General features: G+C 58.7%; 27 protein-coding genes. 15 read left to right on the top strand and 12 right to left on the bottom strand.

The features are described from left to right. Nucleotides 1-7: 7 nt before the first annotated feature. A complete protein-coding gene (locus ACP3TY_RS18165; RefSeq protein WP_426618132.1) occupies nt 8-1,237 on the top strand; it encodes a hypothetical protein in 1,230 nt (409 codons plus the stop codon). A gap of 86 nt (nt 1,238-1,323) precedes the next feature. Here the strand turns inward: ACP3TY_RS18165 and ACP3TY_RS18160 are convergent, their stop codons facing one another. The 4 genes from ACP3TY_RS18160 to ACP3TY_RS18145 form a co-directional block, all read right to left on the bottom strand. Continuing rightward, nucleotides 1,324-1,701 carry a YgaP family membrane protein gene (locus ACP3TY_RS18160; protein WP_008087099.1) on the bottom strand — a complete coding sequence of 126 codons (378 nt, stop codon included), beginning with the start codon at nt 1,699-1,701 and terminating at the stop codon, nt 1,324-1,326. 81 nt (nt 1,702-1,782) lie between these two features. Beyond that, nucleotides 1,783-2,253: an RNA methyltransferase gene (locus ACP3TY_RS18155; protein WP_007911337.1), complete on the bottom strand. Its 471-nt coding sequence runs from the start codon at nt 2,251-2,253 to the stop codon at nt 1,783-1,785. A 133-nt stretch (nt 2,254-2,386) separates the two neighbouring features. Then, entirely contained in the window at nt 2,387-2,758 is a 372-nt protein-coding gene (locus tag ACP3TY_RS18150) for a YajD family HNH nuclease (RefSeq protein ID WP_007911336.1), read from the bottom strand. A gap of 48 nt (nt 2,759-2,806) precedes the next feature. Beyond that, nucleotides 2,807-3,493, bottom strand: a complete 687-nt coding sequence (locus ACP3TY_RS18145; protein ID WP_007911335.1) for a spermidine synthase — start codon at nt 3,491-3,493, stop codon at nt 2,807-2,809. 80 nt (nt 3,494-3,573) lie between these two features. Between ACP3TY_RS18145 and ACP3TY_RS18140 the strand changes: the two genes are divergently transcribed. Continuing rightward, nucleotides 3,574-3,858 (top strand): hypothetical protein, encoded by a 285-nt coding sequence (locus ACP3TY_RS18140; RefSeq protein ID WP_053118110.1) that lies wholly within the window; start codon nt 3,574-3,576, stop codon nt 3,856-3,858. Here the strand turns inward: ACP3TY_RS18140 and ACP3TY_RS18135 are convergent. Both ACP3TY_RS18135 and ACP3TY_RS18130 read right to left on the bottom strand, forming a co-directional pair. Beyond that, nucleotides 3,855-4,328: a Crp/Fnr family transcriptional regulator gene (locus tag ACP3TY_RS18135; RefSeq protein WP_008085900.1), complete on the bottom strand. Its 474-nt coding sequence runs from the start codon at nt 4,326-4,328 to the stop codon at nt 3,855-3,857. The two genes, ACP3TY_RS18140 and ACP3TY_RS18135, sit on opposite strands and share 4 nt — an antisense overlap. Before the next feature lie 201 nt (nt 4,329-4,529). Then, a complete protein-coding gene (locus ACP3TY_RS18130; protein WP_426618131.1) occupies nt 4,530-6,584 on the bottom strand; it encodes a S9 family peptidase in 2,055 nt (684 codons plus the stop codon). Between the two features lie 226 nt (nt 6,585-6,810). Between ACP3TY_RS18130 and ACP3TY_RS18125 the strand changes: the two genes are divergently transcribed. Genes ACP3TY_RS18125 through ACP3TY_RS18115 form a run of 3 tightly spaced genes read left to right on the top strand, consistent with a single transcriptional unit; the run spans nt 6,811 to nt 8,656 of the window. Continuing rightward, nucleotides 6,811-7,308: a hypothetical protein gene (locus ACP3TY_RS18125; protein WP_053118114.1), complete on the top strand. Its 498-nt coding sequence runs from the start codon at nt 6,811-6,813 to the stop codon at nt 7,306-7,308. A gap of 16 nt (nt 7,309-7,324) precedes the next feature. Further along, complete coding sequence (locus ACP3TY_RS18120; RefSeq protein WP_426618130.1) at nt 7,325-8,101, top strand: class II glutamine amidotransferase; 777 nt, start codon at nt 7,325-7,327, stop codon at nt 8,099-8,101. A gap of 12 nt (nt 8,102-8,113) precedes the next feature. Then, nucleotides 8,114-8,656 carry a DUF2937 family protein gene (locus tag ACP3TY_RS18115; protein ID WP_053118118.1) on the top strand — a complete coding sequence of 181 codons (543 nt, stop codon included), beginning with the start codon at nt 8,114-8,116 and terminating at the stop codon, nt 8,654-8,656. 141 nt (nt 8,657-8,797) lie between these two features. Here ACP3TY_RS18115 and ACP3TY_RS18110 read toward each other — a convergent pair whose 3' ends face one another. Then, a complete protein-coding gene (locus ACP3TY_RS18110; RefSeq protein WP_212545192.1) occupies nt 8,798-9,712 on the bottom strand; it encodes a LysR family transcriptional regulator in 915 nt (304 codons plus the stop codon). A 159-nt stretch (nt 9,713-9,871) separates the two neighbouring features. Here ACP3TY_RS18110 and ACP3TY_RS18105 point away from each other — a divergent pair, with 159 nt between their 5' ends. The 4 genes from ACP3TY_RS18105 (at nt 9,872) to ACP3TY_RS18090 (ending at nt 13,588) form a co-directional block, all read left to right on the top strand. Continuing rightward, on the top strand, nt 9,872-11,158 hold the full coding sequence (locus ACP3TY_RS18105; RefSeq protein WP_426618129.1) for an MFS transporter: 1,287 nt from the start codon (nt 9,872-9,874) through the stop codon (nt 11,156-11,158). A 62-nt stretch (nt 11,159-11,220) separates the two neighbouring features. Continuing rightward, nucleotides 11,221-11,973, top strand: a complete 753-nt coding sequence (locus ACP3TY_RS18100) for a 5-oxoprolinase subunit PxpA (protein WP_426618128.1) — start codon at nt 11,221-11,223, stop codon at nt 11,971-11,973. Next, a complete protein-coding gene (pxpB, locus tag ACP3TY_RS18095) occupies nt 11,970-12,674 on the top strand; it encodes a 5-oxoprolinase subunit PxpB (RefSeq protein WP_426618127.1) in 705 nt (234 codons plus the stop codon). Before ACP3TY_RS18100 ends, pxpB begins: the two co-directional genes overlap by 4 nt. Further along, a complete protein-coding gene (locus ACP3TY_RS18090) occupies nt 12,671-13,588 on the top strand; it encodes a biotin-dependent carboxyltransferase family protein (protein WP_426618126.1) in 918 nt (305 codons plus the stop codon). The genes pxpB and ACP3TY_RS18090 overlap by 4 nt, the downstream gene beginning before the upstream one ends. A 159-nt stretch (nt 13,589-13,747) precedes the next feature. On the opposite strand, the gene ACP3TY_RS18085 is transcribed toward ACP3TY_RS18090, so the two are convergent. Then, nucleotides 13,748-14,926 (bottom strand): vWA domain-containing protein, encoded by a 1,179-nt coding sequence (locus tag ACP3TY_RS18085; protein ID WP_008085921.1) that lies wholly within the window; start codon nt 14,924-14,926, stop codon nt 13,748-13,750. A 12-nt stretch (nt 14,927-14,938) separates the two neighbouring features. Then, nucleotides 14,939-15,784, bottom strand: coding sequence for an AAA family ATPase (locus ACP3TY_RS18080; RefSeq protein ID WP_038358424.1), 846 nt, complete (start codon nt 15,782-15,784; stop codon nt 14,939-14,941). Nucleotides 15,785-16,085: 301 nt separating this feature from the next. On the opposite strand from ACP3TY_RS18080, the gene ACP3TY_RS18075 reads away from it, so the two are divergent. Further along, complete coding sequence (locus tag ACP3TY_RS18075) at nt 16,086-16,346, top strand: DUF2442 domain-containing protein (protein ID WP_172680085.1); 261 nt, start codon at nt 16,086-16,088, stop codon at nt 16,344-16,346. Between the two features lie 3 nt (nt 16,347-16,349). On the opposite strand, the gene ACP3TY_RS18070 is transcribed toward ACP3TY_RS18075, so the two are convergent. Next, a complete protein-coding gene (locus ACP3TY_RS18070; protein ID WP_426618125.1) occupies nt 16,350-17,426 on the bottom strand; it encodes a DUF748 domain-containing protein in 1,077 nt (358 codons plus the stop codon). Nucleotides 17,427-17,554: 128 nt separating this feature from the next. On the opposite strand from ACP3TY_RS18070, the gene cysK reads away from it, so the two are divergent. The 3 genes from cysK (at nt 17,555) to ACP3TY_RS18055 (ending at nt 19,905) form a co-directional block, all read left to right on the top strand. Beyond that, nucleotides 17,555-18,529, top strand: a complete 975-nt coding sequence (gene cysK, locus ACP3TY_RS18065) for a cysteine synthase A (RefSeq protein ID WP_426618124.1) — start codon at nt 17,555-17,557, stop codon at nt 18,527-18,529. Nucleotides 18,530-18,712: 183 nt separating this feature from the next. After that, the gene (locus ACP3TY_RS18060) at nt 18,713-19,651 is read left to right on the top strand and encodes an aspartyl/asparaginyl beta-hydroxylase domain-containing protein (RefSeq protein ID WP_212545186.1); all 939 of its coding nucleotides are present in this window, start codon (nt 18,713-18,715) and stop codon (nt 19,649-19,651) included. A gap of 14 nt (nt 19,652-19,665) precedes the next feature. Then, a complete protein-coding gene (locus ACP3TY_RS18055; protein ID WP_401241239.1) occupies nt 19,666-19,905 on the top strand; it encodes a hypothetical protein in 240 nt (79 codons plus the stop codon). A 20-nt stretch (nt 19,906-19,925) separates the two neighbouring features. On the opposite strand, the gene ACP3TY_RS18050 is transcribed toward ACP3TY_RS18055, so the two are convergent. Then, nucleotides 19,926-20,459 (bottom strand): hypothetical protein, encoded by a 534-nt coding sequence (locus tag ACP3TY_RS18050; RefSeq protein ID WP_426618123.1) that lies wholly within the window; start codon nt 20,457-20,459, stop codon nt 19,926-19,928. Nucleotides 20,460-20,905: 446 nt separating this feature from the next. On the opposite strand from ACP3TY_RS18050, the gene ACP3TY_RS18045 reads away from it, so the two are divergent. Next, the gene (locus ACP3TY_RS18045) at nt 20,906-21,769 is read left to right on the top strand and encodes a DMT family transporter (RefSeq protein ID WP_426618122.1); all 864 of its coding nucleotides are present in this window, start codon (nt 20,906-20,908) and stop codon (nt 21,767-21,769) included. Nucleotides 21,770-21,890: 121 nt separating this feature from the next. Here ACP3TY_RS18045 and ACP3TY_RS18040 read toward each other — a convergent pair whose 3' ends face one another. Further along, the gene (locus ACP3TY_RS18040; protein ID WP_053118142.1) at nt 21,891-22,799 is read right to left on the bottom strand and encodes a DMT family transporter; all 909 of its coding nucleotides are present in this window, start codon (nt 22,797-22,799) and stop codon (nt 21,891-21,893) included. Nucleotides 22,800-23,019: 220 nt separating this feature from the next. Between ACP3TY_RS18040 and aceK the strand changes: the two genes are divergently transcribed. Continuing rightward, complete coding sequence (gene aceK, locus ACP3TY_RS18035; RefSeq protein ID WP_426618121.1) at nt 23,020-24,741, top strand: bifunctional isocitrate dehydrogenase kinase/phosphatase; 1,722 nt, start codon at nt 23,020-23,022, stop codon at nt 24,739-24,741. Nucleotides 24,742-24,816: the final 75 nt, after the last annotated feature.

Here is a 24,816-nt window from a genome sequence, read left to right as displayed (position 1 = left end):
AGTGGGTATGGCTGTGGGTTTGCTGCGAGCGTTGCTGATCGGCCTGCTGATGTTCAGTGCGCCCGTCTGGGCAGCAAAAAAAGTCGATCTCGATTACCACATACGCCTGTTGCCACAGAGCGATCAGGCCGAAGTGCGCCTGACCCTGGCCAAAGGCGAAGCCGTGCGCAGCCTCGATTTCGACCTTGGCGACGGCAGCCATTACAGCGACTTCAAAGCCGATGGCCAATGGCTGCTGACTCCCGGCAAACACGCGCGCGGCGTCTGGCGCCCGACCAGTGCCAAGGCCAGCCTGACCTACCGCGTGCGCATCAGCCACGGCCGCAAAAACGGCAGCTTCGATACGCGCATGACGCCGAGCTGGGCGCTGATGCGCGGTGATGAACTGGTGCCGCCAGGCAAACTCGATCAGCAAGACGGCACGGAACTGGTCTCGCGCCTGCAATTCGAATTGCCCGATGGCTGGAAAAGCGTCGAAACCGCCTGGCCAAGAATCGGCAAAAACAAATTCCGCATCGACAACCCTTCACGCCTGTTCGACCGCCCGACCGGCTGGATGCTCGCCGGCAAGCTCGGCAGCCGTCGCACGCGCCTGGGCGAAACCGAAGTCACCGTGGCCTCGCCGCAAGGGCAGGGCATGCGCCGCATGGACGTGCTGACGTTGCTGACGTTCGTCTGGCCGCAGGTGCAGGCGGTTTATCCACGTCATCCGGCCAAGCTGCTTATCGTCGGTGCCAACGACCCGATGTGGCGCGGCAGCCTCGGTGCGCATGAATCGATTTTCGTGAACACGCGCTTGCCGCTGGTCAGCGAAAGCGGCAGCAGTGCGCTGATGCGTGAACTGGCGCAGGTGTTTGGGCGGATTAACGACGAGCAGCGCAGCGAGTGGATCAGCGAAGGCTTTGCCGAGTATTACGCGATCGAACTGATGCGCCGTGCCGGTGGCATGAGCGATGAGCGCTATCAGAGTTTGCAGGCGAGACTGGCAAGGGACAGCCAGAAAGTCACCACGCTGCGCGGTGAGCAGATCAGCCCGGCGCAGGTGGCAAAAGCGGTGATTGTGTTGCAGGAACTGGATCGCGAGATTCGTTTGAAGACCCGCAATAAACGTTCGCTGGATGATGTGTTGCGGGGAGCGATGCATTTGGGGACGGTGAGTACTAAAGAGTTTGTGCAACTGGCTGAGAGTATTCTTGGCGAGTCTTCCAAAGTCCTTAAGAACGACTTACTGCAATAAGATCAAAAGATCGCAGCCTGCGGCAGCTCCTACAGGGGAAACGCATTTCACATGTAGGAGCTGCCGCAGGCTGCGATCTTTTGCTTTTAAACCCCGGCTTTCGGCGATTTCACCGAATCATTGCCGGTCACTGTCGCCGAGCTGGTCGCCGCTTCGGCATTCGCCTTCAGCTTGCTCAACTCTTCTCCGGCACGCTCGATCTTCGCGCGCACGTTATTCATGTCCTGACGACTTTTCTCGATCAAGCTTTTCACCGAGCTGTGCCCGGTAATCCCGCGCGCCATGGCCACGCCGCCAATCGCCACCTGAATCAAACCGAACACACCGCCACGGCGCAGGCCCTTGCCGACCATGATCACGCCGCCGGCCAGCGAGCCGATGCGCTCCCAGCCTTCGACGTTCTGCTCGGAACGGCTCTGAAAGGGGGTGGATTCGATACGTTCGACGCGTTTGAGCTCGGTCATGATCTTTCTCCAGGCTATGAGTAATGGATAAATAAGCTGACTGCGCGAGCGGTCAGCTTGTTCCATCGGATGTGCCACGCTTCAGCGGAATTTCGGCCCGGAGCGGGTGTTCAGGCCTTTGGCCATGCGGTCGTAGAGCACGACGTTGACGGTGGCAGCGAGGTTCATGCAGCCGGTGGTCGGGATGTACACGACGTCTTCGCACCAGTCGCGGATCTCTTTATCCAGCGAACCGTCTTCAGGGCCGAAGATGTACAGGGCGCGATCCGGGTGGGTGTATTCAGGTAGCGGACGGGCACCTTCGACCAGCTCCACGGCGACCGGCACGCAGTTGAGCGGGAGGATTTTTTTCAGATCATCGATGCCGATCAGCGGGATGTCGTAGTGCACGCGTTTGGTGTCGGTGACGAAGTCGGCGGCGCGTTCATAACGCTTGCCGGTGTAGAACACTGACGCCACGCCGTAGCAGCCTGCGGCGCGCATCACCGAACCGACGTTCTCCGGTGATTTGGGGTTATACAAACCAATGCAGCTGTACCGTTTGTCTGCCACGAGCGGGGTGCCTTCGGGAAAAAAGAGCGCGATTATACGGGGATAAGATCAAAAGATCGCAGCCTTCGGCAGCTCCTACATTTGGATGGCGTACACCCTGTAGGAGCTGCCGAAGGCTGCGATCTTTTGCTTTTTAATCTTCTTTCTTCATCAACCCGGCCAGCGCGGCAAACGGGTTATGCGTGGCCTTGGCGATCTTCGGCGTGCTCAGCGAGCCTTCGCTGAAGTACTGCTGATCGGTATAACGCGAGTGCTCGTTATCGTGGCAGTACAGGCACAACAGCTCCCAGTTCGAGCCGTCCTGCGGGTTGTTGTCGTGGTTGTGGTCGCGGTGGTGCACGGTCAGTTCGCTCAGGCGCTTGCCGGAAAATTCACGGGTGCAGCGGCCACAGACGTGCGGGTACATCTTCAGGGCTTTGTCGCGGTAGCCCATTTCCTTGTCGCGCTGGTTGTCGGCGAGGATGCGATCCAGCTTCGACGTATTGGTTGGGGTGGACGAACTCATGGGTTCACCTTTGTAAAAGACTAATGACGGTTATGGGCAGAGTTTAGCTCAGCCCTTGAGCTTCTCGGCAATCCAGATCGTGTGGCGCGTGCCCTTGTTGCCGTGGGCGAAGACCTGGACTTCTTCGGCCTTGAAACCGGCCTTCTTCAATTTGTCGGAAAACAGCCGATCAGCGCTGGCTGACCACACGGCCAATACGCCTTTCGGACGCAATGCCTTGGCGCAGGCATTCAGGCCAGCGGCGGAGTACAGCCAGCTGTTGGCCTTCTGGGTCAGACCTTCGGGGCCGTTGTCGACGTCAAGCATGATTGCGTCGAAACCATTCGGCTCGCTTTGCAGCACCTTGGCCACGTCTTCCTGACGGATCACCGTGCGCGGGTCGAGCAGCGGACGACCGGACTTCTCGCCGAGCGGGCCACGGTTCCACTCGACCACGCCGGGCACCAATTCGGCGACCACTACTTCAGCGGTCTTGCCCAGATGCTTGAGCGCGGAGGCGAGGGTGAAGCCCATGCCCAGACCACCGATCAGCACCCGCGAATCCGGCCGCCCGGCGACTTTGCGGCAAGGAATCTCGGCTAGCGCATCTTCGGAGCCGTGCATGCGCGTGTTCATCAATTGCCCGCCGTCGCCGCCCTGAATCTTGATGACGAAGTCCTCGCCATACTCGAACAGGCACAGGGCACCGCCGCTTTCGGGGATCGGGGTGGTGTCGAGCAGAACGAAACGTTTCATGGAAATCTCTACAAGGGGGAAGGCAAGCGGGCCCGTTGGGAGTAGCCTGAACGCAGACTAGAGGCCAAACGGAGCCCTTGATGAAGCGCACCATTCTAACGGTCATTGCCCTGGCCGCGCTCTCGATTACTGCAGTGCAGGCGCAGCAGACCATTCCGGTCAGCCCGACGCCGCAGCCCGGCGCGCCCGGTACCGCAACACCAACACCTTATCCGCAGATCACGCCGATCAACATTCCCAAGTCGGGCGCCGGCAGTGGCAGCCCGCCGCTGGTGCCGATTGAAATGCCGACTCCGCCGAGCAAAGATCAGCCAGTGCCGGGCATTGAACCGAGCGGCAGCAAGGCTAAATCGCCTGGCGGTTAGACCTGTTGTGCCGCCAGTTGGCCGTCGGCCATGCGCAGGCGTTTCGACAGCGAGACGGCGAGGGCGCGGATAATCTTCGCGGCGATCTTCGGCGCGTCGTTGAGCATTTTTTCCAGCGAATCCTTGCCGAGGTTCAACAGTTGGCAGTTGCTCGCAGCGATGCAGGTGGCCGAGCGGCGTTCACCATCGAGCACTGCCATTTCACCGAAGGCGCGACCGCTGCGCAGGGTGGCCATGGTGATGACCTGGCCGTCGGGCCCGGTTTTCTGCACAGCGACCTGACCGGTGTGGAGGATGCACATGAAACTGCCGGCATCGCCCTCGCGGAATATCGCCTCGCCTTCCGCCACGGTGCTGATGCTGAAGTAGCCCGAGGCGGCGGCGAAGTCGGCCAGTTGCAATTGATCGAACAGGCCACAGTCCATCAGCCAGTCGCGGATTTCATTGTTCAGGAAGGTTGGTTCTGACATGTCGGTGCGGTCTTATTCTGTTGTCTCAGTATCAGGCTCTACACAGTCCCTTGTAGGAGCTGCCGAAGGCTGCGATCTTTTGATCTTGCCCCTCAAAAAATCGAGATCAAAAGATCGCAGCCTTCGGCAGCTCCTACAGGGATCTGTGGGTATCGGCCACAATGGGTCTGGAGTTAAGACCCAAGTGACGGACGGAGTTCCTCAGGCCAGGCCCAAAACCTTGAACACAAATGCATATTCGAGTGCTACGTCACGTAATCCCTGATAACGCCCGCTCATCCCGCCATGCCCGGCGCCCAGCTCAGTCTTGAGCAGCAGCACGTTGTCGTCGGTTTTGCTCGCGCGCAGTTTCGCCACCCACTTGGCTGCTTCCCAATACTGCACGCGGCTGTCGTTGTAGCCGGCGATCACCAGTGTCGCGGGATAAGCCTGCGCAGTGACGTTTTCGTACGGCGCGTACGCCTTGATCCGCTCGTAAACCTCCGGCTCTTCAGGGTTGCCCCACTCGTCATATTCGGTGACGGTCAGCGGCAGCTCCGGGTCGAGCATGGTGTTGAGCACGTCGACGAACGGCACTTCGGCAATCGCCACGCCGAACAGATCCGGGCGCTGATTCAACACCGCGCCAATCAACAGACCACCGGCGCTGCCGCCGCTGATCGCCAGTTTTTCAGCCGTGGTGATGCCGTTGAGGATCAAGAATTCGGCGCAGGCAATGAAGTCGCTGAAGGTGTTCTGTTTGTGTTCCTGCTTGCCAGCGCGATACCAGGCTTCACCCAGCTCACCGCCGCCACGCACGTGGGCGATGGCGAAGGCCATGCCGCGATCGAGCAGACTCAAACGCGCGTGGGAGAACCACGGATCCAGACTCGAACCGTAAGCGCCATAACCGTACAGATACAGCGGCACCGGTTTGCCGAGCATTTCGCGCTTCATCACCAGGCTGATCGGCACTTGTGTACCGTCCGGCGCAGTGGCCCACAGGCGCTGGCTGACGTAAGCGTCGGCGTCGAACGGGCCGAGCACCGGAGTTTCTTTCAGCACGGTTTGTTCGCCAGTGGCGAGGATCAACTGGCGCACCTGAGCCGGGCGATTCAACGCTTCATAGCGCAGACGAATGCGATCGCTCTCGAATTCCAGGCTGTTTTGCACATAGAGGCTGTAGGCCGCGTCTGGTAATTGCACGCGATAAGGCGCCAGGCCTTGTGGGTGAACTTCGATGATCGGCAGGCCACCTTCGCGCAGGCTCAAAGTCATGGCTTCGGTGTTGAGGCTGACGCCGTCGAGCATCACCGTGTCGTTGTGCGGGATCAGGTTCTGCCAGTCGGCTTCGGTCGGCGCGATGCCGGTATCCGGCGCCTGATACAGCGCGTAGTTGATGCCGTCGCGGTTGGTGCGGATAAACCATGTCCACGTGCCATCGAGCAGGCCGTGATCGACGTCGTATTCGTGATCTTCGACTCGTGGCGCCAGGCACGTGAACGGCAAGTGCGGCTGATTGGCATCGAGCACCCAGACTTCGCTGGTGGTCTTGCTGCCCAGCGACAGCAGTAATTGCTGCTCGGAGCTGGAACGGTAGCAATGCAGGAAAAAGCGACCGTCCGTCTCAGTGAAGACTTCTTCAGCGGCGGTGCCGTCGAGGCGATAGCGCAGCAGTTTGTGCGGACGATGGGTGTCGTCGAGTTCGCCGAAGAAAAGCGTCAGGCTGTCGTTGGCCCAGGTCATGCTGCCGTCGCAATCCTCGAATTCCAGCTCACTGACCTTGTCGTTGGACAGTTCTTTGACGAACAGCGTGTAAATCTCATCGCCCGTGGCGTCGACGCTGTAGGCCAGCCGCTGATGATCGGGGCTGATGCTGAACGCGCCCAGCGAGAAGAACCCGCCATTGGCCAGCAGGTTCGGGTCGAGCAAAAGCTGTTCGCGGCTTTCGTCGAGGGTCAGGCTGTCGTCGGCCGGACGCGGGCAGCGATAGTGCCGCGCGTATTCGTCGCCAGCGGTGGTGCGCGTGTAATACAGGTACGGGCCCCATGGCGAGGGCAGGGACAGATCGGTTTCGAGAATCCGGCCCTTGATCTCTTCGAACAGCGTTTCGCGCAATTCAGCCTGATCGGCGGTTTGCGCTTCCTGATAGCCGTTTTCAGCCTTGAGGTAATCGAGTACTGCGTCGGTGTCGCGTTCCTGCAGCCAGGCATACGGGTCGGCGCCGGGCGCCTTGTGGGCAATCGGAGCACTGCTGACGTTGGCGAATTGGGGCATGGAAGGCTCTCGAACAATGTACGGAATAGGGGTTTTCGCAAATCCTGGAAACACTGCAACCTCTGTAGGAGTGAGCCTGCTCGCGATGAGGCCGGCAGCTTCAACATCAATGCCGACTGGCAGTCCGTCATCGCGAGCAGGCTCACTCCTACAGGTCGTGTGTCTATTGGGACAAGCCGGACGGGCGAAAAGTCGTTACTATAAGCGCCTCTTTGCCTGCCTTGCCATGGACACCATGACCGAGAACGACTATCTGATCGCCTGGGGCCTCTACGCCTTTGCCGCCGTAGGCTGCCTGTTGGTATGGATGCGCCTGACCACCTGGATGTGGCGCTACCTGCGCGAGCCGCTGCGGGTACTCATGGCGGTGTTGCTGTTCAGCCCGACCATCATTGACCCGGTGAAAGCCAAAGTTGCGCCGTCTATCGCCATTACCGCGCTGGATCTGGCGTTCAAGGTCGGCAACAACGCGTGGCGAGCGATCTCCGATCTGTTCATGTACAGCATGATCGCCCTCGGTATTTACCTGATCTTCGTGTTGATCCGTCTGCCAATCGAACGCGCGTCCCGTGCTCGCCGCGAGCAGGCAGAAGCCGCCAAGGCTGCCGCCCGTGCCGATGATCGCGATGACGATCAACCGTTCGGCGGCGTCGGCGATGACCGCTACGGTCGTCCGCCAGTCCCGAGCAATCCGCAGCGCACGCGGGTCGAGCCGCGCCTGTAATCCCGAGAGTCCGCACATGTGTGAATTACTGGGCATGAGTGCCAACGTGCCGACCGATATCGTGTTCAGCTTCACCGGCCTGATGCAGCGTGGCGGGCGTACCGGCCCGCACCGCGACGGCTGGGGCATCGCGTTTTACGAAGGTCGCGGCTTGCGCCTGTTTCAGGATCCGGCGGCCAGCAGCGAGTCGGAAGTCGCCAATCTGGTGCAACGCTATCCGATCAAAAGCGAAGTGGTCATTGGCCACATTCGCCAGGCCAACGTTGGCAAAGTCTGCTTATCCAACACTCACCCGTTCGTCCGCGAACTGTGGGGGCGCAACTGGTGCTTCGCGCACAACGGCCAACTCGCCGATTTCACCCCGATCAAAAGTTTCTACCGCCCGGTCGGCGATACCGACAGCGAGGCGGCGTTCTGCGATTTGCTCAACCGCGTGCGTGCAGCCTTTCCGGAACCGGTCGATATAGAAGAACTGTTGCCGGATCTGGTCGCGGCCTGCGCCGAATACCGCAGCAAAGGCGTGTTCAACTGCCTGCTCAGCGATGGCGACTGGCTGTTCTGCTACTGCTCGACCAAACTGGCACAGATCACCCGGCGCGCACCGTTCGGCCCGGCGCGCTTGAAGGATGTCGACGTAATCGTCGATTTCCAGGCGGAAACCACGCCCAACGACGTGGTCACCGTGATTGCCACCGAACCGTTGACCGAAAACGAAAACTGGACCCGCTACGAACCGGGCCAATGGAGCCTGTGGCGACGCGGCGAATGCGTCAGCCAGGGTAAGACCGAATAAGGATTGCGCGCCATGTTGCTCAGTTATCTACGGCTGGTGTTGTTCGCGGCGGGCCTGTTGATCGGTGTCCAGGTGCCGGGCTTCATCAACGATTACGCAAAACGCGTCGAAGCGCATCTGATTGAAGCGCAGACCGGGTTACGTGGTTTTCAGGGCACGGCTGATCAGTTTTTCAAAGGCGATATGCAGGCGCTGGTCGCGCATTATCGCGCCAGTGAAGATCCGATATTCCGTAGCGATGCGGATAGCCTGAACACTTTGCTCACCCGTCAGGTGGCGTTGGACAAGCAGTTCCAGGCGATGCAGGGCCCTTGGTACATCCGCTTCCTGCAAGTGGTGCTGGCGGCGGATCCGGACATTCGCAAGGAAACCTGGAATGGCTACAGCTATCAGATTCTGCTGACGCCGGAAGCGATGATCTGGGGCATGAGCGGCGCGCTGTTGCTGTCGTTCGGGATCGAATGCGTGTTCCGTCTGATTGACTGGGTCGTGCTCGGCGGCCGACGCCTGCGCCAGAGCCGCCCGATCGAAGACCGCGACGTGCGCGGCCTCTGAAGATCGTTCCCACGCTCTGCGTGGGAATGCAGCCCGGGACGCTCCGCGTCCCAAAGCGGACGCGGAGCGTCCATTGAGGCATTCCCACGCGGAGCGTGGGAACGATCATGTAGGAGCTGCCGAAGGCTGCGATCTTTGCTGTTAAGGGGTCAAAACCACATACCCATCACCAACCTTCTGCGCATACCCCGCCAACACCTGCTGACACAACGTCACAATTTCCTCGACCCACTCAACCCCCACCCGCCACGACACCACCACCTGCAAGTCCGGTGGCCGCTGATCGATGTCCAGCAAGGTCAATTCCCCCCGCGCCAGTTCCTCCGCCACCAACACCGGCGGCAGCACGCCAATCCCGAATCCATCGCGCAATAACCGCGTGATCGCCGACACCGAATTCACGCAATTCAAACGCGGCGCCATCACGCCGTTCGCCTGCATCAACGCCAGTAGATCCTGATGTGGTCGGGAGTTTTTCGAGTAGGTGATGATGCGTTCCTGCGCCAGTTCAGCGAGGTCGGCGTAGTCGCGGTTGTAGATCGAATTACTGGCGACGATCCAGCCCAGCGGATGGCTGGCCAGTTCCAGGCTGCGCACACTTTCGTGGCGCACCAGATCGGTTTGCAGAACGATATCGAGAAAACCTTTTTGCAGCTGATCGCAGAGGTTTAGCGAGGTATCCGCCACCAGCTCGATTTCCACGCGCGGGTACAGATCGGTCATCTGCGCCACCAACGGGCTCAGCCACGTGTGGATCACCGTGTCCATCACGCCGATGCGCACGCGGCCGACCTTGCTTGAGCGAGTCTCGATCGACTGCTTCAGCGCCGACATGGTGTCGAGCATCTGCTCGGCATAGTCAAGCACTTTCAGGCCTTCGGGCGTCAGGCTGACACCGCGCGAATCACGCAGAAACAGCTTCACCCCCAGCTCGCCCTCCAGCACCGCAATGCGGCTGGAAATCGATGCCTGGGTGGTGAACAGCTTGTCGGCGGTCAGGCGAAAACTCTTCAGGCGGGCGACCCAGACAAAGGTCTCGAGAAACTTCAGGTTCATGGGCAAGGCTCGGGTGACAAATTTTTCTTATGCCTAAGGCGGGTTTTTATTCGTTGGACGCAGCACGCCCGGGCGACGAAAAATCGGCGCATCCGGTTCCCACGATAGGCGTCGTCGGGGCTACGAACAAGACCAATAAAAAACCTGTGGAGATAAGCCATGAGTGCTCCCGACACCCTAGAAGCATCCCCGGCACCGGCGCGTCCGGGGCCGTTCGACTGGTATCGCAACATCAACCAGCAGGAGCGCCGCACTTTCTGGAGCTGCAAGATCGGCTACGGTCTGGACGGCATGGACACGCAGATGCTCAGCTTCGTCGTGCCGACGCTGATTGCGATGTGGGGCATCACCACCGGCGAGGCCGGGCTGATTCATACCAGCACGCTGATTGCTTCAGCGATTGGCGGTTGGGTCGCCGGGATTCTCTCCGACCGCATCGGCCGCGTGCGCACCCTGCAATTGACGGTGCTGTGGTTCGCCTTCTTCACCTTCCTCTGCGGCTTCGCGCAAAACTACGAACAACTGTTGATCGCCCGCACCTTGATGGGCTTCGGTTTCGGCGGCGAATGGACGGCCGGCGCGGTGCTGATCGGTGAGGTGATCCGCGCCAAGGATCGCGGCAAAGCGGTGGGCATGGTGCAATCCGGGTGGGCGCTGGGCTGGGGGCTGACGGCGATTCTGTATGCGCTGCTGTTTTCGGTGTTGCCACCGGAAGACGCCTGGCGCGCGCTGTTCATCCTCGGCATCGTGCCGGCGATTTTCGTGATTTTCGTCCGTCGTCTGGTCAAGGATCCGGAGATTTATCGCGAGGCCAAGGCCCAACAAACGCCGGAGAATCAATCGAAATTTTACGAGATCTTCGCGCCGGGCATGCTCTTCACCACGTTCCGCGCTTCGCTGCTGACTACCGGTGCTTTGGGCGGCTATTACGCGATCACTTCGTGGTTGCCGACCTTCCTCAAGAACGAGCGCGGTTTGAGCGTACTCGGTACTGGCGGTTATCTGGCGATGGTGATTGTCGGTTCTTACGTTGGTTACGTGATCAGCGCCTATCTGACCGATCTGCTCGGCCGCAAAAAGAATTTCATTCTGTTCGCGGTCGGCTCGTTCACCATCGTTTTGCTCTATACGCAATTGCCGGTGAGCAACGGCGTGATGCTGTGGCTGGGCTTTCCGCTGGGCTTTTTCGCCTCAGGGATTTTCAGCGGCATGGGCGCGTTTCTCACTGAGTTGTTTCCAACACGGATTCGCGGTTCGGGGCAGGGTTTTTGCTACAACATCGGGCGGGCGCTGGCGGCATTGTTTCCGCTGCTGATCGGTTTGCTTAGCCAGACCGTGCCATTGAGTGTCGGCATTGGTGCTTTCGCGGCGGTGTCTTACGGCGTGGTGATCATCGCGGCATTGAGCCTGCCGGAAACCCGTGGCAAGCAACTGGACGCGCAGTAACTGATAACCTGCGAAGCACAGTCCTACCGATAAAAAGACAAGCCCCTACAGGAGTGTTCACCGTGAGCCGCCTGCTATTGAATTGCGACATTGGCGAGAGCTTCGGCAGCTGGACCATGGGTCTGGACGCCGAGGTCATGCCCTTCATCGATTGCGCCAACATCGCCTGCGGTTTCCATGCCGGCGACCCGAGCATCATGCGTAAAACCGTCAGCCTGGCGTTGAGCCACGGGGTGAAAATCGGCGCGCATCCGGCTTATCAGGATCTGGTCGGTTTCGGCCGCCGTTCCATGGCGTATTCGGCGCAAGAGCTGCAAGACATCCTGCATTACCAGATAGGCGCCCTCGACGGCATTTGCAAGGCGCAGGGCGGGAGAGTCAGTTACGTCAAACCGCACGGCGCGATGTACAACGACATGATGACCAACCCGGCGCAATTGCGTGCGGTGATTCAGGCCGTGGCCGCTTACGACAGCAGCCTGCCGCTGATGTTGATGGCCACTCGCGACAACTCGGCCGCGCAGCAAATGGGTGATGAGTATGGCGTGACGTTGTGGTTCGAAGCGTTCGCCGACCGCGCCTATGACAGCGCCGGCAAACTGGTTTCGCGACAACTGCCGGGTGCGGTGCATCACGACCCTGAAAAAATCATCGAGCAAGCGCTGACCATTGCCCGTGGCGACAACCTCACTGCCAGCGACGGCAGCGCCTTGCGTCTGCATGCCAATACCCTCTGCGTACACGGCGACAACGCCAGTTCGGTGGTCGCCGTGCAGGGTATTCGCGAGGCCTTGAATCAGCAGGACGCGCAATGAACCCAAGGATTGAAGTGGTGGCACTGGATTGCCTGATGCTGCGTCTGTTCGATGAAATCGCTGAGGCCAACATGCCATGGATGCTCGCCGCCAGTGAGCGCTTGCGTACGGTGTTTGGCGCGCAGTTGATCGATCTGGTGCCGTCGTACACGACGTTGATGGTGCATTACGATTTGACGGTTTTGAGCCCGAATCAGGCGCGGGAATTGATCGCTGAGGCGCTGATTGATCTGTCGCCGAATTCACGATCCGCCGGTCAATGTCATGTGCTGCCGGTCTGGTATGACTTGAGCGTCGGGCCGGAGTTGAGCTTGCTGGCTGAGCGCAGTGGGCTGGCAGTGGAGGAGGTGATCCGTTGCCACAGCGGCCGCGAATATCAGGTGTTCGCTCTCGGCTTCGCGCCGGGTTTTGCCTTTATGGGTTTGGTCGAAGAAATCCTCGCGGCGCCACGTTTGAACACGCCGCGCAAGAAAGTTGCCGCCGGCAGCGTCGGTATCGCTGAGCGGCAAACCGCTGCCTATCCCGTGGTCTCGCCCGGTGGCTGGAATTTGATCGGTCGTACGCCGGCGAAACTGTTTGACCGTCATCGCGAGGGCTACAGCCTGATGCAACCCGGCGACACCGTGCGTTTCGAAGCCGTGAGCCATGCCGAGTTCATCAATCTGGGCGGCGACGACACGCCACTGGAGGCGCAGGCATGAGCCGATTGACGATTGAGGCGAGTACGCCGCTGTGCCTGTTGCAGGATGCCGGGCGATTTGGTGTGCGGCATCTGGGCGTGACTCAGGGCGGCGCGGCGGATTGGAATTCCATGAGTTGGGCCAATTGGCTGCTGGGCAATGGGCTGGATGTACCGGTGATCGAAATCACCCTCGGCGGGTTTGCGCTGATCGCCGAAGAGGATTGCTTGCTGGCGCTGGCCGGGGCGGATCTTGGCGCGCAGGTTGATGGTCAGCCGTTGGCGCCGTGGCGCAGTTTCAAATTGGGCAAAGGGCAGAAATTGCAGTTCACGCAACCGTTGCTTGGCGCGCGGGCCTATCTGGCAGCACCCGGCGGCTTCGACGCGCCGAAGGTGTTGGGCAGCAGCGCGACGGTGGTGCGTGAAGAGCTCGGCGGGCTCGATGGCATGGGGTTGCCATTGGCCAAGGGTTCGACACTGAGTTACCACGGGGAATCGCTGTGTGTTCGCGAAGTGCCTGTGGATTTACGGCCGGATCTGAAATCGAGTGCACCGCTGGATCTGGTGCTCGGCGCACAGATCGGTCAGTTCAGCGGGCAGAGTCTGTTTGATGTGTTTAACAGTGCGTGGACGCTGGACAGTCGCGCTGATCGAATGGGCATTCGCTTGCTGGGCAAGGCGTTGGAGTATCAGGGGCTGCCGATGATTTCCGAGGGGATTCCGTTGGGCGCGGTGCAGGTGCCGCCGGATGGCCAGCCGATTGTGTTGCTCAATGATCGGCAGACGATTGGCGGGTATCCACGGTTGGGCGCATTGACGCCGTTGGCTTTGACGCGGTTGGCGCAGTGTTTGCCGGGGGCGCAGGTGCGGTTGCGGCCGGTGGTGCAAGATGTCGCGCATCGTGAGCATGTCGAGTATTTGCAGAGATTTGGCTGAAGATCAGAAGATCGCAGCCTGCGGCAGCTCCTACAGGGGAACGCGAATTTGATCGTTCCCACGCTCCGCGTGGGAATGCCGCCCGGGACGCTCCGCGTCCCTGTGACGCAGAGCGTCACTGGATGCGTTCCCACGCAGAGCGTGGGAACGATCTGGTCGTCATTTGGACAAGAACCGCATCCCTTCTTCCAAACCGCGCAACGTCAACGGATACATCTGATCCTCGATCAAATCCCTGACGATATTGGTCGACGAGGTATACCCCCACGTATCTTTCGGATACGGGTTAATCCAGATGAGCTTCTTGTACTTCTCCATAAACCGCTGCATCCACACATAACCCGGCTCTTCGTTCCAGTGCTCGACACTGCCGCCGGCCTGGGTGATTTCATAAGGCGCCATCGCCGCGTCGCCAATGAAAATCACCTTATAGTCAGCGCCGTACTTGTGCAGCAGATCCTGGGTTGAAGTGCGCTCGGAAGTGCGGCGCATGTTGTTCTTCCACACCGATTCGTAAACGAAGTTGTGGAAGTAGAAGTACTCCAGATGCTTGAACTCGGTCTTACAGGCCGAGAACAACTCCTCGCAGATCTTCACGTGCGCGTCCATCGAACCGCCGATGTCGAACAGCAACAACAGCTTCACCGTGTTGCGCCGCTCCGGGCGCATCTGGATATTCAGCAATCCGGCGTCGCGTGCGGTGTGATCGATGGTGCCGTCGATATCGAGTTCTTCCGCCGCGCCCTGGCGAGCGAATTTACGCAGACGACGCAGGGCAACCTTGATGTTGCGCGTGCCCAGTTCCACCGAGTCGTCGAGATTCTTGTATTCGCGCTGATCCCAGACTTTCACCGCTTTGCCCTGACGCTTGCCGGCATCGCCCACCCGAATGCCTTCCGGGTTGAAGCCGCCGGAGCCAAACGGGCTGGTGCCGCCGGTGCCGATCCATTTGTTGCCGCCGGCGTGGCGCTCCTTCTGTTCTTCCAGACGCTTCTTGAACTCTTCGATCAGCTTGTCCAGGCCGCCAAGGGACTGGATCTGCGCGCGTTCCTCGTCGCTCAGCGAGCGCTCGAATTCCTTGCGCAACCAGTCTTCGGGAATCAGCGCCTGCAGGTGATCGTCGAGTTTTTCCAGGCCATTGAAGTAGGCGCCGAACGCACGGTCGAACTTGTCGAAATGGCGTTCGTCCTTCACCAGAATCGCCCGCGACAAGTAATAGAACTCGTCCATGTCGGCGAAGGTCACGCGCTGTTTCAGCGCGTTGATCAGGTCGAGCAGCTCGCGCACCGACACCGGCACCTTGGCTGCACGCATTTCATTGAACAGGTTGAGCAACATGGCATCAGCCTCTTAGCGGGTGCCGCGACGGCTCATGAACGCCAGACGCTCAAGCAGTTGCACGTCCTGCTCGTTCTTCACCAAAGCACCGGCCAGCGGCGGAATCGCCTTGGTCGGATCGCGTTCGCGCAGCACCGCTTCGCCAATATTGTCGGCCATCAGCAGTTTCAGCCAGTCGACCAGTTCCGAGGTTGACGGCTTCTTCTTCAGGCCTGGCACTTTGCGCACATCGAAGAACACGTCCAGCGCTTCGCTGACCAGATCCTTCTTGATGTCCGGGTAGTGCACGTCGACGATTTTCTGCAGGGTCGGGCGATCCGGGAAAGCGATGTAGTGGAAGAAGCAGCGGCGCAGGAAAGCGTCCGGCAGCTCTTTCTCGTTGTTCGAGGTAATGATGATGATCGGGCGCTTCTTGGCCTTGATGGTCTCGTCGATCTCGTAAACGTAGAACTCCATCTTGTCGAGTTCTTGCAGCAGGTCGTTGGGGAACTCGATGTCGGCCTTGTCGATCTCGTCGATCAGCAGAATGACCCGCTCTTCGGACTCGAAAGCCTCCCAGAGCTTGCCTTTCTTCAGGTAGTTGCGCACGTCGTGGACTTTTTCAGTGCCCAGCTGCGAGTCGCGCAGACGGCTGACCGCATCGTACTCGTACAAGCCCTGATGGGCCTTGGTGGTGGATTTGATGTGCCAGGTGATCAGCTTGGCATTAAACGATTCGGCCAGTTGCTCGGCGAGCATGGTCTTGCCGGTGCCCGGCTCGCCCTTGACCAGCAGCGGCCGCTCCAGGGTGATGGCGGCGTTGACCGCCAGCTTCAGGTCATCGGTGGCGACGTAGGCCTGGGTGCCTTCGAACTTCATCTGCTAATCCTCGAACGGTAACGCCGACCTGACGGGCAGGGCGGGGGCGAAATAATCGGATGCCCGACTATAACGCGCAGGCCGGTCGACTGTGAACGCAGACGGCTTATTCAGTCTCTGAATGGGGCGTCACATGTTGACTCAGTCTCGGCCCATGGCCAGTATTTTTACCCGGTTGATTCGGCGATAGCCTCTGAACACACCGCATGACTTGCGGCAAAAGGGCTTTCTGTGGCGAGGGAGCTTGCTCCCGCTGGGCTGCGAAGCAGCCCCATCCCGTTCACTCGGAGGCTTTTAATACATGTCGAGCATAAAAAGACCACGCTTGTCCGCTGCCGTAGCGCTTACAGACCGCCGACTCGCACTGACCTTTTGCGATAGCCGGCAAGTAACAGTCGATTTGAGTTGCGATATCCAAACATATCCAGGACTCGCCCCATTACTCGATCCGATAGTCTTTGCAACTGCTCGTCTGGCAGATAATGGCTGGACTGTTGAATGGTTGGCCGCAGATATCCAGATCGGCGCAGATACCTTTTATCGGGATGCATTTCGCCCGTAAATCCTAACCCGCATCCGGCTTAGGCCGTTCATACCGCGCATTGAATGCCTGAACAAAGCCATTACGCAAAATCTGCAAAAACGCTTCAAGCGCGCTGATATTTTGCTGATGCACATTGCCGCTCAGCTCAACCTTGGTCGCGAACTGGTTTTTTGCCTGATTCTTCAGCACGGTTTCCGTGCCGCCGACCAGCGCTTCCCAGACGGAACGGAAGATGCTTTTGTTCTTGTTTTCCACGTCCTGCTGCCAGTTGAAGACTTCAACGTCGCGCAGCAGGGGTTTGATGTAGCCGTTGACTTGCGCCTTTTTGGCTTTGGCCTCAATCACTACATCCCCGTGACCTGCATTGAAGTCGAACTTGCCGTAGGCCGAAGCGAAGTCATTCATGCTTTTGAGTTCGATGTCTTTGGCGCGCAGACGGAATTCGAAGTCTTCAAAATTGCTCAACGGATCGAAGGTGGCGGTGGTTTCCAGCGGTGCGTGGCCGAGTAGCAAGGCTTTGCCTTCGAAACGGGCGTCGCGTTTACCGTCCTTATCGACCACGTTGGTCAGGTTGTAGATGCTCGCGTTGACGTCAGTGGCATTCATGTTCACCGGCGGTTTGGAGTTGAAGTTGCGGAAACTGATGCGACCGTCGTTGATTTGCACTTCGTCGAGGGTGATGGGCAACAACTTGCCCAACTGCTCACGCCAGTCGGTGCCTTGACCGGTTTGGGAATTCTGTTTGTTGGCGCCACCGTCGACGAAGTTGATTTCAGGTTTGAAGAACTTCACTTGAGCGACGACGGCATGGTCGTACCACAGCGAGTGCCAACTGACTGAAAGGTCGATCAACGGTGCGTTAACGAACGGCACCGGCACTTTGCCGTCGACTTTGACAATCTTCAGACCGTTGATTTTGTAGGCGCCGCGCCACCACGCCAGGTCAACATCGGTGATCTGACCACGGTAATCGCCCATGTTGGCCAGTTTGTCGTTCAGGTAATCGCGCACCACGTAGGGCAGGGCGATGTGCAGCGCGATCAGCAGCACGACGATTCCCGCAAAAGTCCATAGCGGCCAACTGTAACGACGTTTCATGGTGACAATTCCCGAACGATGTAAAGCGATTGACTACTGCGTGTTGCAGACGTTCGCCTCGACTGGACTGTGATGGGCAACAGGCATACCTTGGAGCGCTGAATTCAATGCTGCATAAGGACCCAGCCATGAGCCGTATTTTTGCTGACAATGCCCATTCCATCGGCAACACGCCGCTGGTGCAGATCAACCGTATTGCGCCGCGTGGCGTGACCATTCTGGCCAAGATCGAGGGGCGCAACCCCGGTTATTCGGTGAAATGCCGGATCGGCGCCAACATGATCTGGGACGCCGAAAGCAGCGGCAAACTCAAGCCCGGCATGACCATCGTCGAGCCGACGTCGGGCAACACTGGCATAGGCCTGGCCTTCGTCGCCGCCGCTCGCGGTTACAAATTGATGCTGACCATGCCGGCCTCGATGAGCATCGAGCGCCGTAAGGTGCTCAAAGCATTGGGTGCTGAACTGGTGTTGACCGAACCGGCCAAGGGCATGAAAGGCGCGATCGAAAAAGCCGCTGAAATCGTGGCCAGTGATGCCGACAAATACTTCATGCCTGCGCAGTTCGATAACCCGGCCAACCCGGCCATTCATGAAAAAACCACCGGCCCGGAAATCTGGAACGACACCGACGGTGCTGTCGACGTATTGGTGGCCGGCGTCGGAACCGGCGGAACCATCACCGGTGTTTCGCGGTATATCAAGAATACCCAGGGCAAACCGATTCTCTCCGTGGCCGTGGAGCCGGTGTCCTCACCGGTGATCACGCAAGCGCTGGCCGGTGAAGAGATGAAGCCGAGCCCGCACAAGATTCAGGGGATCGGCGCCGGTTTTGTGCCGAAAAACCTCGATCTGTCGATGGTAGATCGGGTTGAGTTGGTGACTGACGAAGAATCGAAAGCCATGGCCCTGCGTTTGATGCAGGAAGAAGGAATCTTGTGCGGGATCTCCTGCGGTGCAGCGATGGCGGTTGCCGTGCGTCTGGCGGAGACCCCGGAAATGCAGGGCAAGACCATCGTCGTGATCCTGCCGGACTCGGGCGAGCGTTATCTGTCGAGCATGTTGTTCAGCGACCTGTTCACCGAGCAGGAGAATCAGCAGTAATCTGGATTGATTCAGGTCAGCCAAGGTTCAGGATCGTTATGTTAATAAGCGCTTTATTGCGCATTGCTTAACACTGAATCTTGGAATGCACGGGTTTTTCCCGACGCCGGTAGTGTTTATCATGGCCGGCTGCCATGCCGGGTAAATGGCATCGCAGCGTCGTTTTTTATCAAGGAGTTGTGGATGACCGTTTCGTTTGCCGCCAAGGCGTTTGTGCTGTTGCTGTTTCTCGGCAGCACGCTCTATGTGCATTTGCGCGGCAAGGCGCGTTTGCCGGTACTGCGTCAGTTCGTCAACCATTCGGCGCTGTTCGCTCCGTACAACGCCTTGATGTACATGTTCTCTGGCGTGCCGTCGAAGCCTTATCTGGATCGCAGCAAGTTTCCAGAGCTGGACGTGTTGCGCGACAACTGGGAAACCATTCGCGACGAAGCGATGCACCTGTTCGACGAGGGCTATATTCGCGCCGCCGAGAAGAACAACGATGCCGGTTTCGGTTCGTTCTTTAAGAAAGGCTGGAAGCGTTTCTACCTCAAGTGGTACGACAAACCGCTGCCTTCAGCCGAAACCCTGTGCCCGAAAACCGTGGCGCTGGTCAGTGCGATTCCGAATGTAAAAGGCGCGATGTTTGCGTTGCTGCCGGGCGGTAGTCACCTCAACCCGCACCGCGATCCGTTTGCCGGCTCTCTGCGTTATCACCTCGGCTTGTCGACGCCTAACTCTGACGATTGCCGGATCTTCGTCGACGGTCAGGTTTACGCCTGGCGCGACGGTGAAGACGTGATGTTCGATGAGACCTACGTGCACTGGGTTAAAAACGAAACCGAGCAAACCCGCGTCATTCTGTTCTGCGACGTCGAACGTCCGCTGAAAAACCGCTTCATGACTCGCATTAACCGTTCGATCAGCGCCTGGCTCGGCCGCGCCACTGCGCCGCAGAATCTTGACGACGAGCGCGTGGGCGGGATCAACCAGGCTTACGCGTGGAGCAAGAACTTCAGCGACAAATTCAGCGGCGTTGTGAAACAGTGGAAGCGCCGTAATCCCAAGGCCTACCGCGTGGCACGACCGGTATTGGCGGTGGTGGTGTTGACGTTGTTGGGGTATTGGTTGTTTGGCTGAGGCTGGACATTGAAATGAAAAAAACCGCTCTTTGGGAGCGGTTTTTTTATGAGGGGAAAGTGAACGAGGCGCCAGCGAGGATGCCACCGGGCTCTTCAACGGCTGGATGTGCCAATGCCTCTCTAATTCGGCGCAACTCACTCTCTGGCAACTCGCCGAAAGAACGTTTTCTATCGGCTTTTATCGATCTGGCGTTTGGGGTCTTTTTTTCGACGGCTACCTTCATGGTGCCTCCGGTGTTGATCATTAAATGAACAGTTATTCGATACTAGCCTTAGTCAATTGCCTTCACAAGCCTACCTTCTGAATCGAACTCGAAACCCAATTGTCGGTAAAGAGAGATGACTCCAGGAAGGGGCTCTTGAATCTCGATTTGCGTGCTGCCAATGATTCGCGCGAAGTGACTAACAGCGGTCAAAGCAAACGTCGCTACTCGGCTTTTGAGAGGGTGATCATTGCCAGGCTTGCCTTCCAGGCGGACAATTTTTACTCGTAATCGACTTTGATTAGGGTTCGCAAAGCATAGACCGCACAATTCTTGATCAAACCAGATGGCCAAATCGAAACTCAGCGGTTCTTTGGCTTTCCACCTGACCACTTCCCGCCACGAGAAATGAGGATCGAACCATTCCTCATAAGCTACAAGCGCTGGAGCGTCGATTGCTTCGAAACGAACTCTGGAGTGATCGACATCCACTATCCCTTGCTGCAGTAGATCCTCCTGAAGTTTTGCGAAAGTAATACCGGCTTGTTTCCTCGCCTGTGATTTGTACACTTGGTAGCGCAAATACGTCCGTTCCCTTGGCATATGATTCCGGGCATTCCTTGTCCTCCATGGATGGGTACTGCCATTGCAAACCAGCCTATGCGTCTCCAATCCACCTGTCGCTAGCGGCCATTCGCCCAAGTCATTGCAATCCATGTCCTACGCTGGTTATATTCAGCCCCACGTGAGCCAACCGACTTACGTATCCATTCAAAAAGATCAGCCCCAATGCCTGCATCCCTCATCAACGCGGTAGTCGATTCAGCGGTCAACGCTGGCGTCGTGCCGTGCGGGAATCAGCAGCCAAGGCAGATCAGTCATTACCCCCCACCTGTCAGTAGCACGCCGGTGTGCGCAGTCGTATCACCGCCGGGCGTTGGCGTTTCGGGCTGATCAGCGTTTTTGCTGCCCCCCGTGCCCGCCTGAAAAAACCTACTGAATTTCAGCCTCGGCTGAGTTGGCTATTTGCCTGACTACAGGTGGTATTCATGTTTGTCCTTTCGAAAAAATCCGCGCTCGCGGCGGCGTCCACGAGCCTGTTCGTTCTGCTGTGGAGCAGCGGGGCGATCTTCTCCAAATGGGGGCTGGCGCACGCGTCCCCCTTTGCCTTTCTGCTGATACGTTTTGCGATTGCCTTGTGCGGGCTGGTACTGCTGGCGCCGTTGCTCAAGTTGAAGTTGCCCAAGGGCGGCAAGCCGATGCTGTATGCGATTGCCACGGGCGTGGTGTTGCTGGGGGCTTATCAGATTTTCTATCTGCTGGCCCTGAACACCAAAGTCACACCCGGCGTGATGGCCACGATCATGGGCGTGCAACCGATTCTTACGGTGGTGCTGATGGAACGACAGCGCTCAGCGAGCCGCTTGTTCGGCCTGGCGCTGGGGCTGGCCGGGCTGATCATGGTGGTCTATCAGGGTATCGGTCTGGCCGGCATGTCCTGGGCGGGAATGCTCTTCGGGTTGCTGGCGCTCGCGAGCATGACGCTCGGTTCGATCATGCAGAAGCGCATCACCGACAATCCCCTCGGCACGCTACCGGTGCAGTACCTTGCCGGGCTGTTGCTCTGCGGGATTTTTGTGCCGTTCCAGCCGTTTCATTTTGAACACAGCGCAGGGTTTTTCCTGCCGGTGTTGTGGATGGGGTTGGTGGTGTCGGTGCTGGCGACGCTGTTGCTGTATCGGCTGATTGCGCAGGGCAATCTGGTGAACGTCACCAGCCTGTTTTATCTGGTGCCGGCGGTGACGGCGGTGATGGATTACCTGATTTTCGGTAATCGGCTGGCGGCGTTGAGTGTGCTGGGGATGCTGCTGATCATTGTTGGGTTGGCGTTTGTGTTTCGTAAAACGGGGTAACAGAGAGTCAGGTGGCGGCTGTTCGGCCGCCAATCGCGAGCAGGCTCACTCCTACAGGGGGATGCATTCCAATAGTAGGAGTGAGCCTGCTCGCGATAGCCTTTTCTGCACCAGCACAAATCTACCGGGCCGGTACCTCCGCCGGCTTTACCACCGCAGGCTTCAGCACCAGCCACAACGCCGCCGCAATCAGCACGCCGCCATAAATGTGCGCCATCGACAGCGGCTCATCCAGCAGCAACGCCCCCCACAACACGCCAAACGGCGGAATCATGAAGGTCACGGTCATCGATTTCACCGGGCCGATCGAGCTAAGCAGGCGGAAATAAATGATGTACGCAAACGCCGTGCAGCCCAGACCCAGACCGAGCAGCGACAGCCAGACATGCCAGCCGCCCCAACTCACGGGTGGTTGGGTTGCCACGCTGTAGCCAAACAGCGGCAGCAGGAACAATGTCGCGCCGAGCATGCTGCCCAGTGCCGATAAGCGACTGTCCAGTCCGCCAGCCTGATCCAGCCAGCGCCGCGCAAGAAACCCGGCGAAGCCATAACAGGTGGTCGCCAGCAGGCAGGCGACGGCGCCCATCAACAATTGCAGATCGAATGCCACCGGCCCTGCGCGCGTCAGCACGCCAACCCCGAACAGTCCGAGGAAGACGCCGCTCAATTTGGCGACGGTCAATCTTTCACTGAAGAACAATCCGCCAATCAACACGCCCATCAACGGCGTGGTGGCGTTGAAAATCGCCGAGTAACCGGCCGGCAGCACTTGCGCGGCAACCGAATACAGCGTCGCCGGAATCCCCGAGTTGATCACGCCGAGCAGCATCACGGTTTTCAGTTTGCCTTTGAAATCCCAGCTGATGCGCATCAAACCGAGGATCACCAGCAGACCGACGGCAGCGATCGATACGCGAAAAAACGCGGTCGGGATCGTCCCGATCACGGGCGCAATCACGCGCATGAACAGGAAACTCGCGCCCCAGATGGCTGCCAGCGACAACATACGGAAAATATCGACAGGGCTCACGGCGGGGCTCCTTCCTTGATCGGGACGAGAGTGTTGCCGAGGCCCCGGATCATGGCAACCGCTAATCGGACATTTAATTTCCCGCAGCCGCCGCTTACACACAGAAAACCACACGCGGTAACAACCGGAACGGCATTTGGCCGAAATTGCACTTCACCTGTGCCCGCAACCGTGGCTAAGCTCAGGCACAGATTTCCAAACGTACGCCGAGGTCTCATTTATGCCGCAGCAATGGCCAGCCACCGACATCGCCCGCATGATCCTCGATGGCTTTGACGATTACCGCGAGCATTTCCGGCGGATCACTGACGGCGCGCGCGAGCGTTTCGAGCAAGCACGCTGGCAGGAGACGCAAACGGCGTCGGCGGCGCGGATCAACCTCTACGAGGAAAAGGTCGGCGAGACCATCGCCCGCTTGCGCGAACATTTCGACGACGGAACGCTGATGAACGTCAGCTGCTGGCCGCTGGTGAAAAGCGCCTACATCAGTGTTATCGACCTGCGCTTCGACGATGAACTGTCCGAGACCTGGTACAACTCGATTTTCTGCGGGCTGTTCAGCCATGACCTGATCAGCGATGGCTGCATGTTCATTCACACCACGCGCCCGAGCCTGCGCCGTGCCCGCGCCGCGCAAACCCGTACCTATAAACCGCAAGGGCAGTTATCGGGGATGCTCGCGAGCATTTTTGCCGATTACCGTTTCAGCGAGGATTACGCCGATTTACCAGGTGACTTGCAGCGCCTCGAAGCGCAACTGCGTGAGAATCTGCCGGACTGGGTGTGCAAGGATCCGGAGCTTAGCGTCGAGCTGTTTTCCTCGGTGCTGTACCGCAACAAAGGTGCGTACCTGGTCGGGCGCATCTACACCCGCGACGAACAATGGCCGCTGGTGATTCCGCTGCTGCACCGCGAAGGGCGCGGGATTCAGATCGATGCGTTGATCACTGACGAAGCCGACGTGTCGATCATCTTCTCCTTCACCCGCTCGTACTTCATGGTCGATGTGCCGGTGCCGGCGGAGTTTATTGGCTTCCTGCGGCGCATTTTGCCCGGCAAACACATCGCTGAGCTGTACACCTCGATCGGCTTTTACAAACACGGCAAATCCGAGTTTTACCGGGCGCTGATCAATCACCTGGCCAATACCGACGATCAATTCATCATGGCACCGGGCGTGCGTGGCATGGTCATGAGCGTGTTCACCCTGCCGGGCTTCAACACCGTTTTCAAAATCATCAAAGACCGCTTTTCGCCCTCGAAAAACGTCGACCGCGCGACGGTGATCGAGAAGTACCGACTGGTGAAAAGCGTCGACCGGGTAGGGCGTATGGCCGATACCCAGGAATTCGCTGATTTCCGTTTTCCGCTGACCAAGTTTGATCCGGCGTGTCTTGAGGAATTGCTCGAAGTGGCAGCGTCGACGGTATCGGTTGAGGGCGACACCGTACTGATCCGCCACTGCTGGACAGAGCGGCGAATGACCCCGCTCAACCTCTATCTGGAAAACGCCAACGACGCCCAAGTGCGTGAGGCGCTGGAGGATTACGGACTGGCGATCAAACAACTGGCGGCGGCGAACATCTTTCCCGGCGACATGCTGCTGAAGAACTTTGGCGTTACCCGTCACGGGCGTGTGGTGTTTTATGACTATGACGAGATCTGTTTCCTGACCGAAGCCAACTTCCGTCACATTCCTGCGCCGCGCACGCCGGAGGACGAAATGGCCTCTGAACCGTGGTATTCGATCGGGCCGCTGGATGTGTTTCCGGAAGAATTTCCGCCGTTTTTGTTCGCTGATTCGGGGCAACGCAAGTTGTTCGATCAGTTGCATGGCGAGTTGTATAACGCGGATTACTGGAAGAGCCTGCAGGAGGCGATTCGCGCCGGCAAAATCATCGACGTCTTCCCGTACCGCCGCAAAGGCCTGGACAACGAATAACTCCTCTGTAGGAGCTGCCGAAGGCTGCGATCTTTTGATTTTGCTTTTAAAAAAACAAGATCAAAAGATCGCAGC

It is taken from the genome of Pseudomonas rustica, from assembly GCF_049959085.1.
In the GTDB taxonomy this organism is placed as follows: domain Bacteria; phylum Pseudomonadota; class Gammaproteobacteria; order Pseudomonadales; family Pseudomonadaceae; genus Aquipseudomonas; species Aquipseudomonas rustica.
This window is presented reverse-complemented; position numbering and strand designations above follow the sequence as displayed.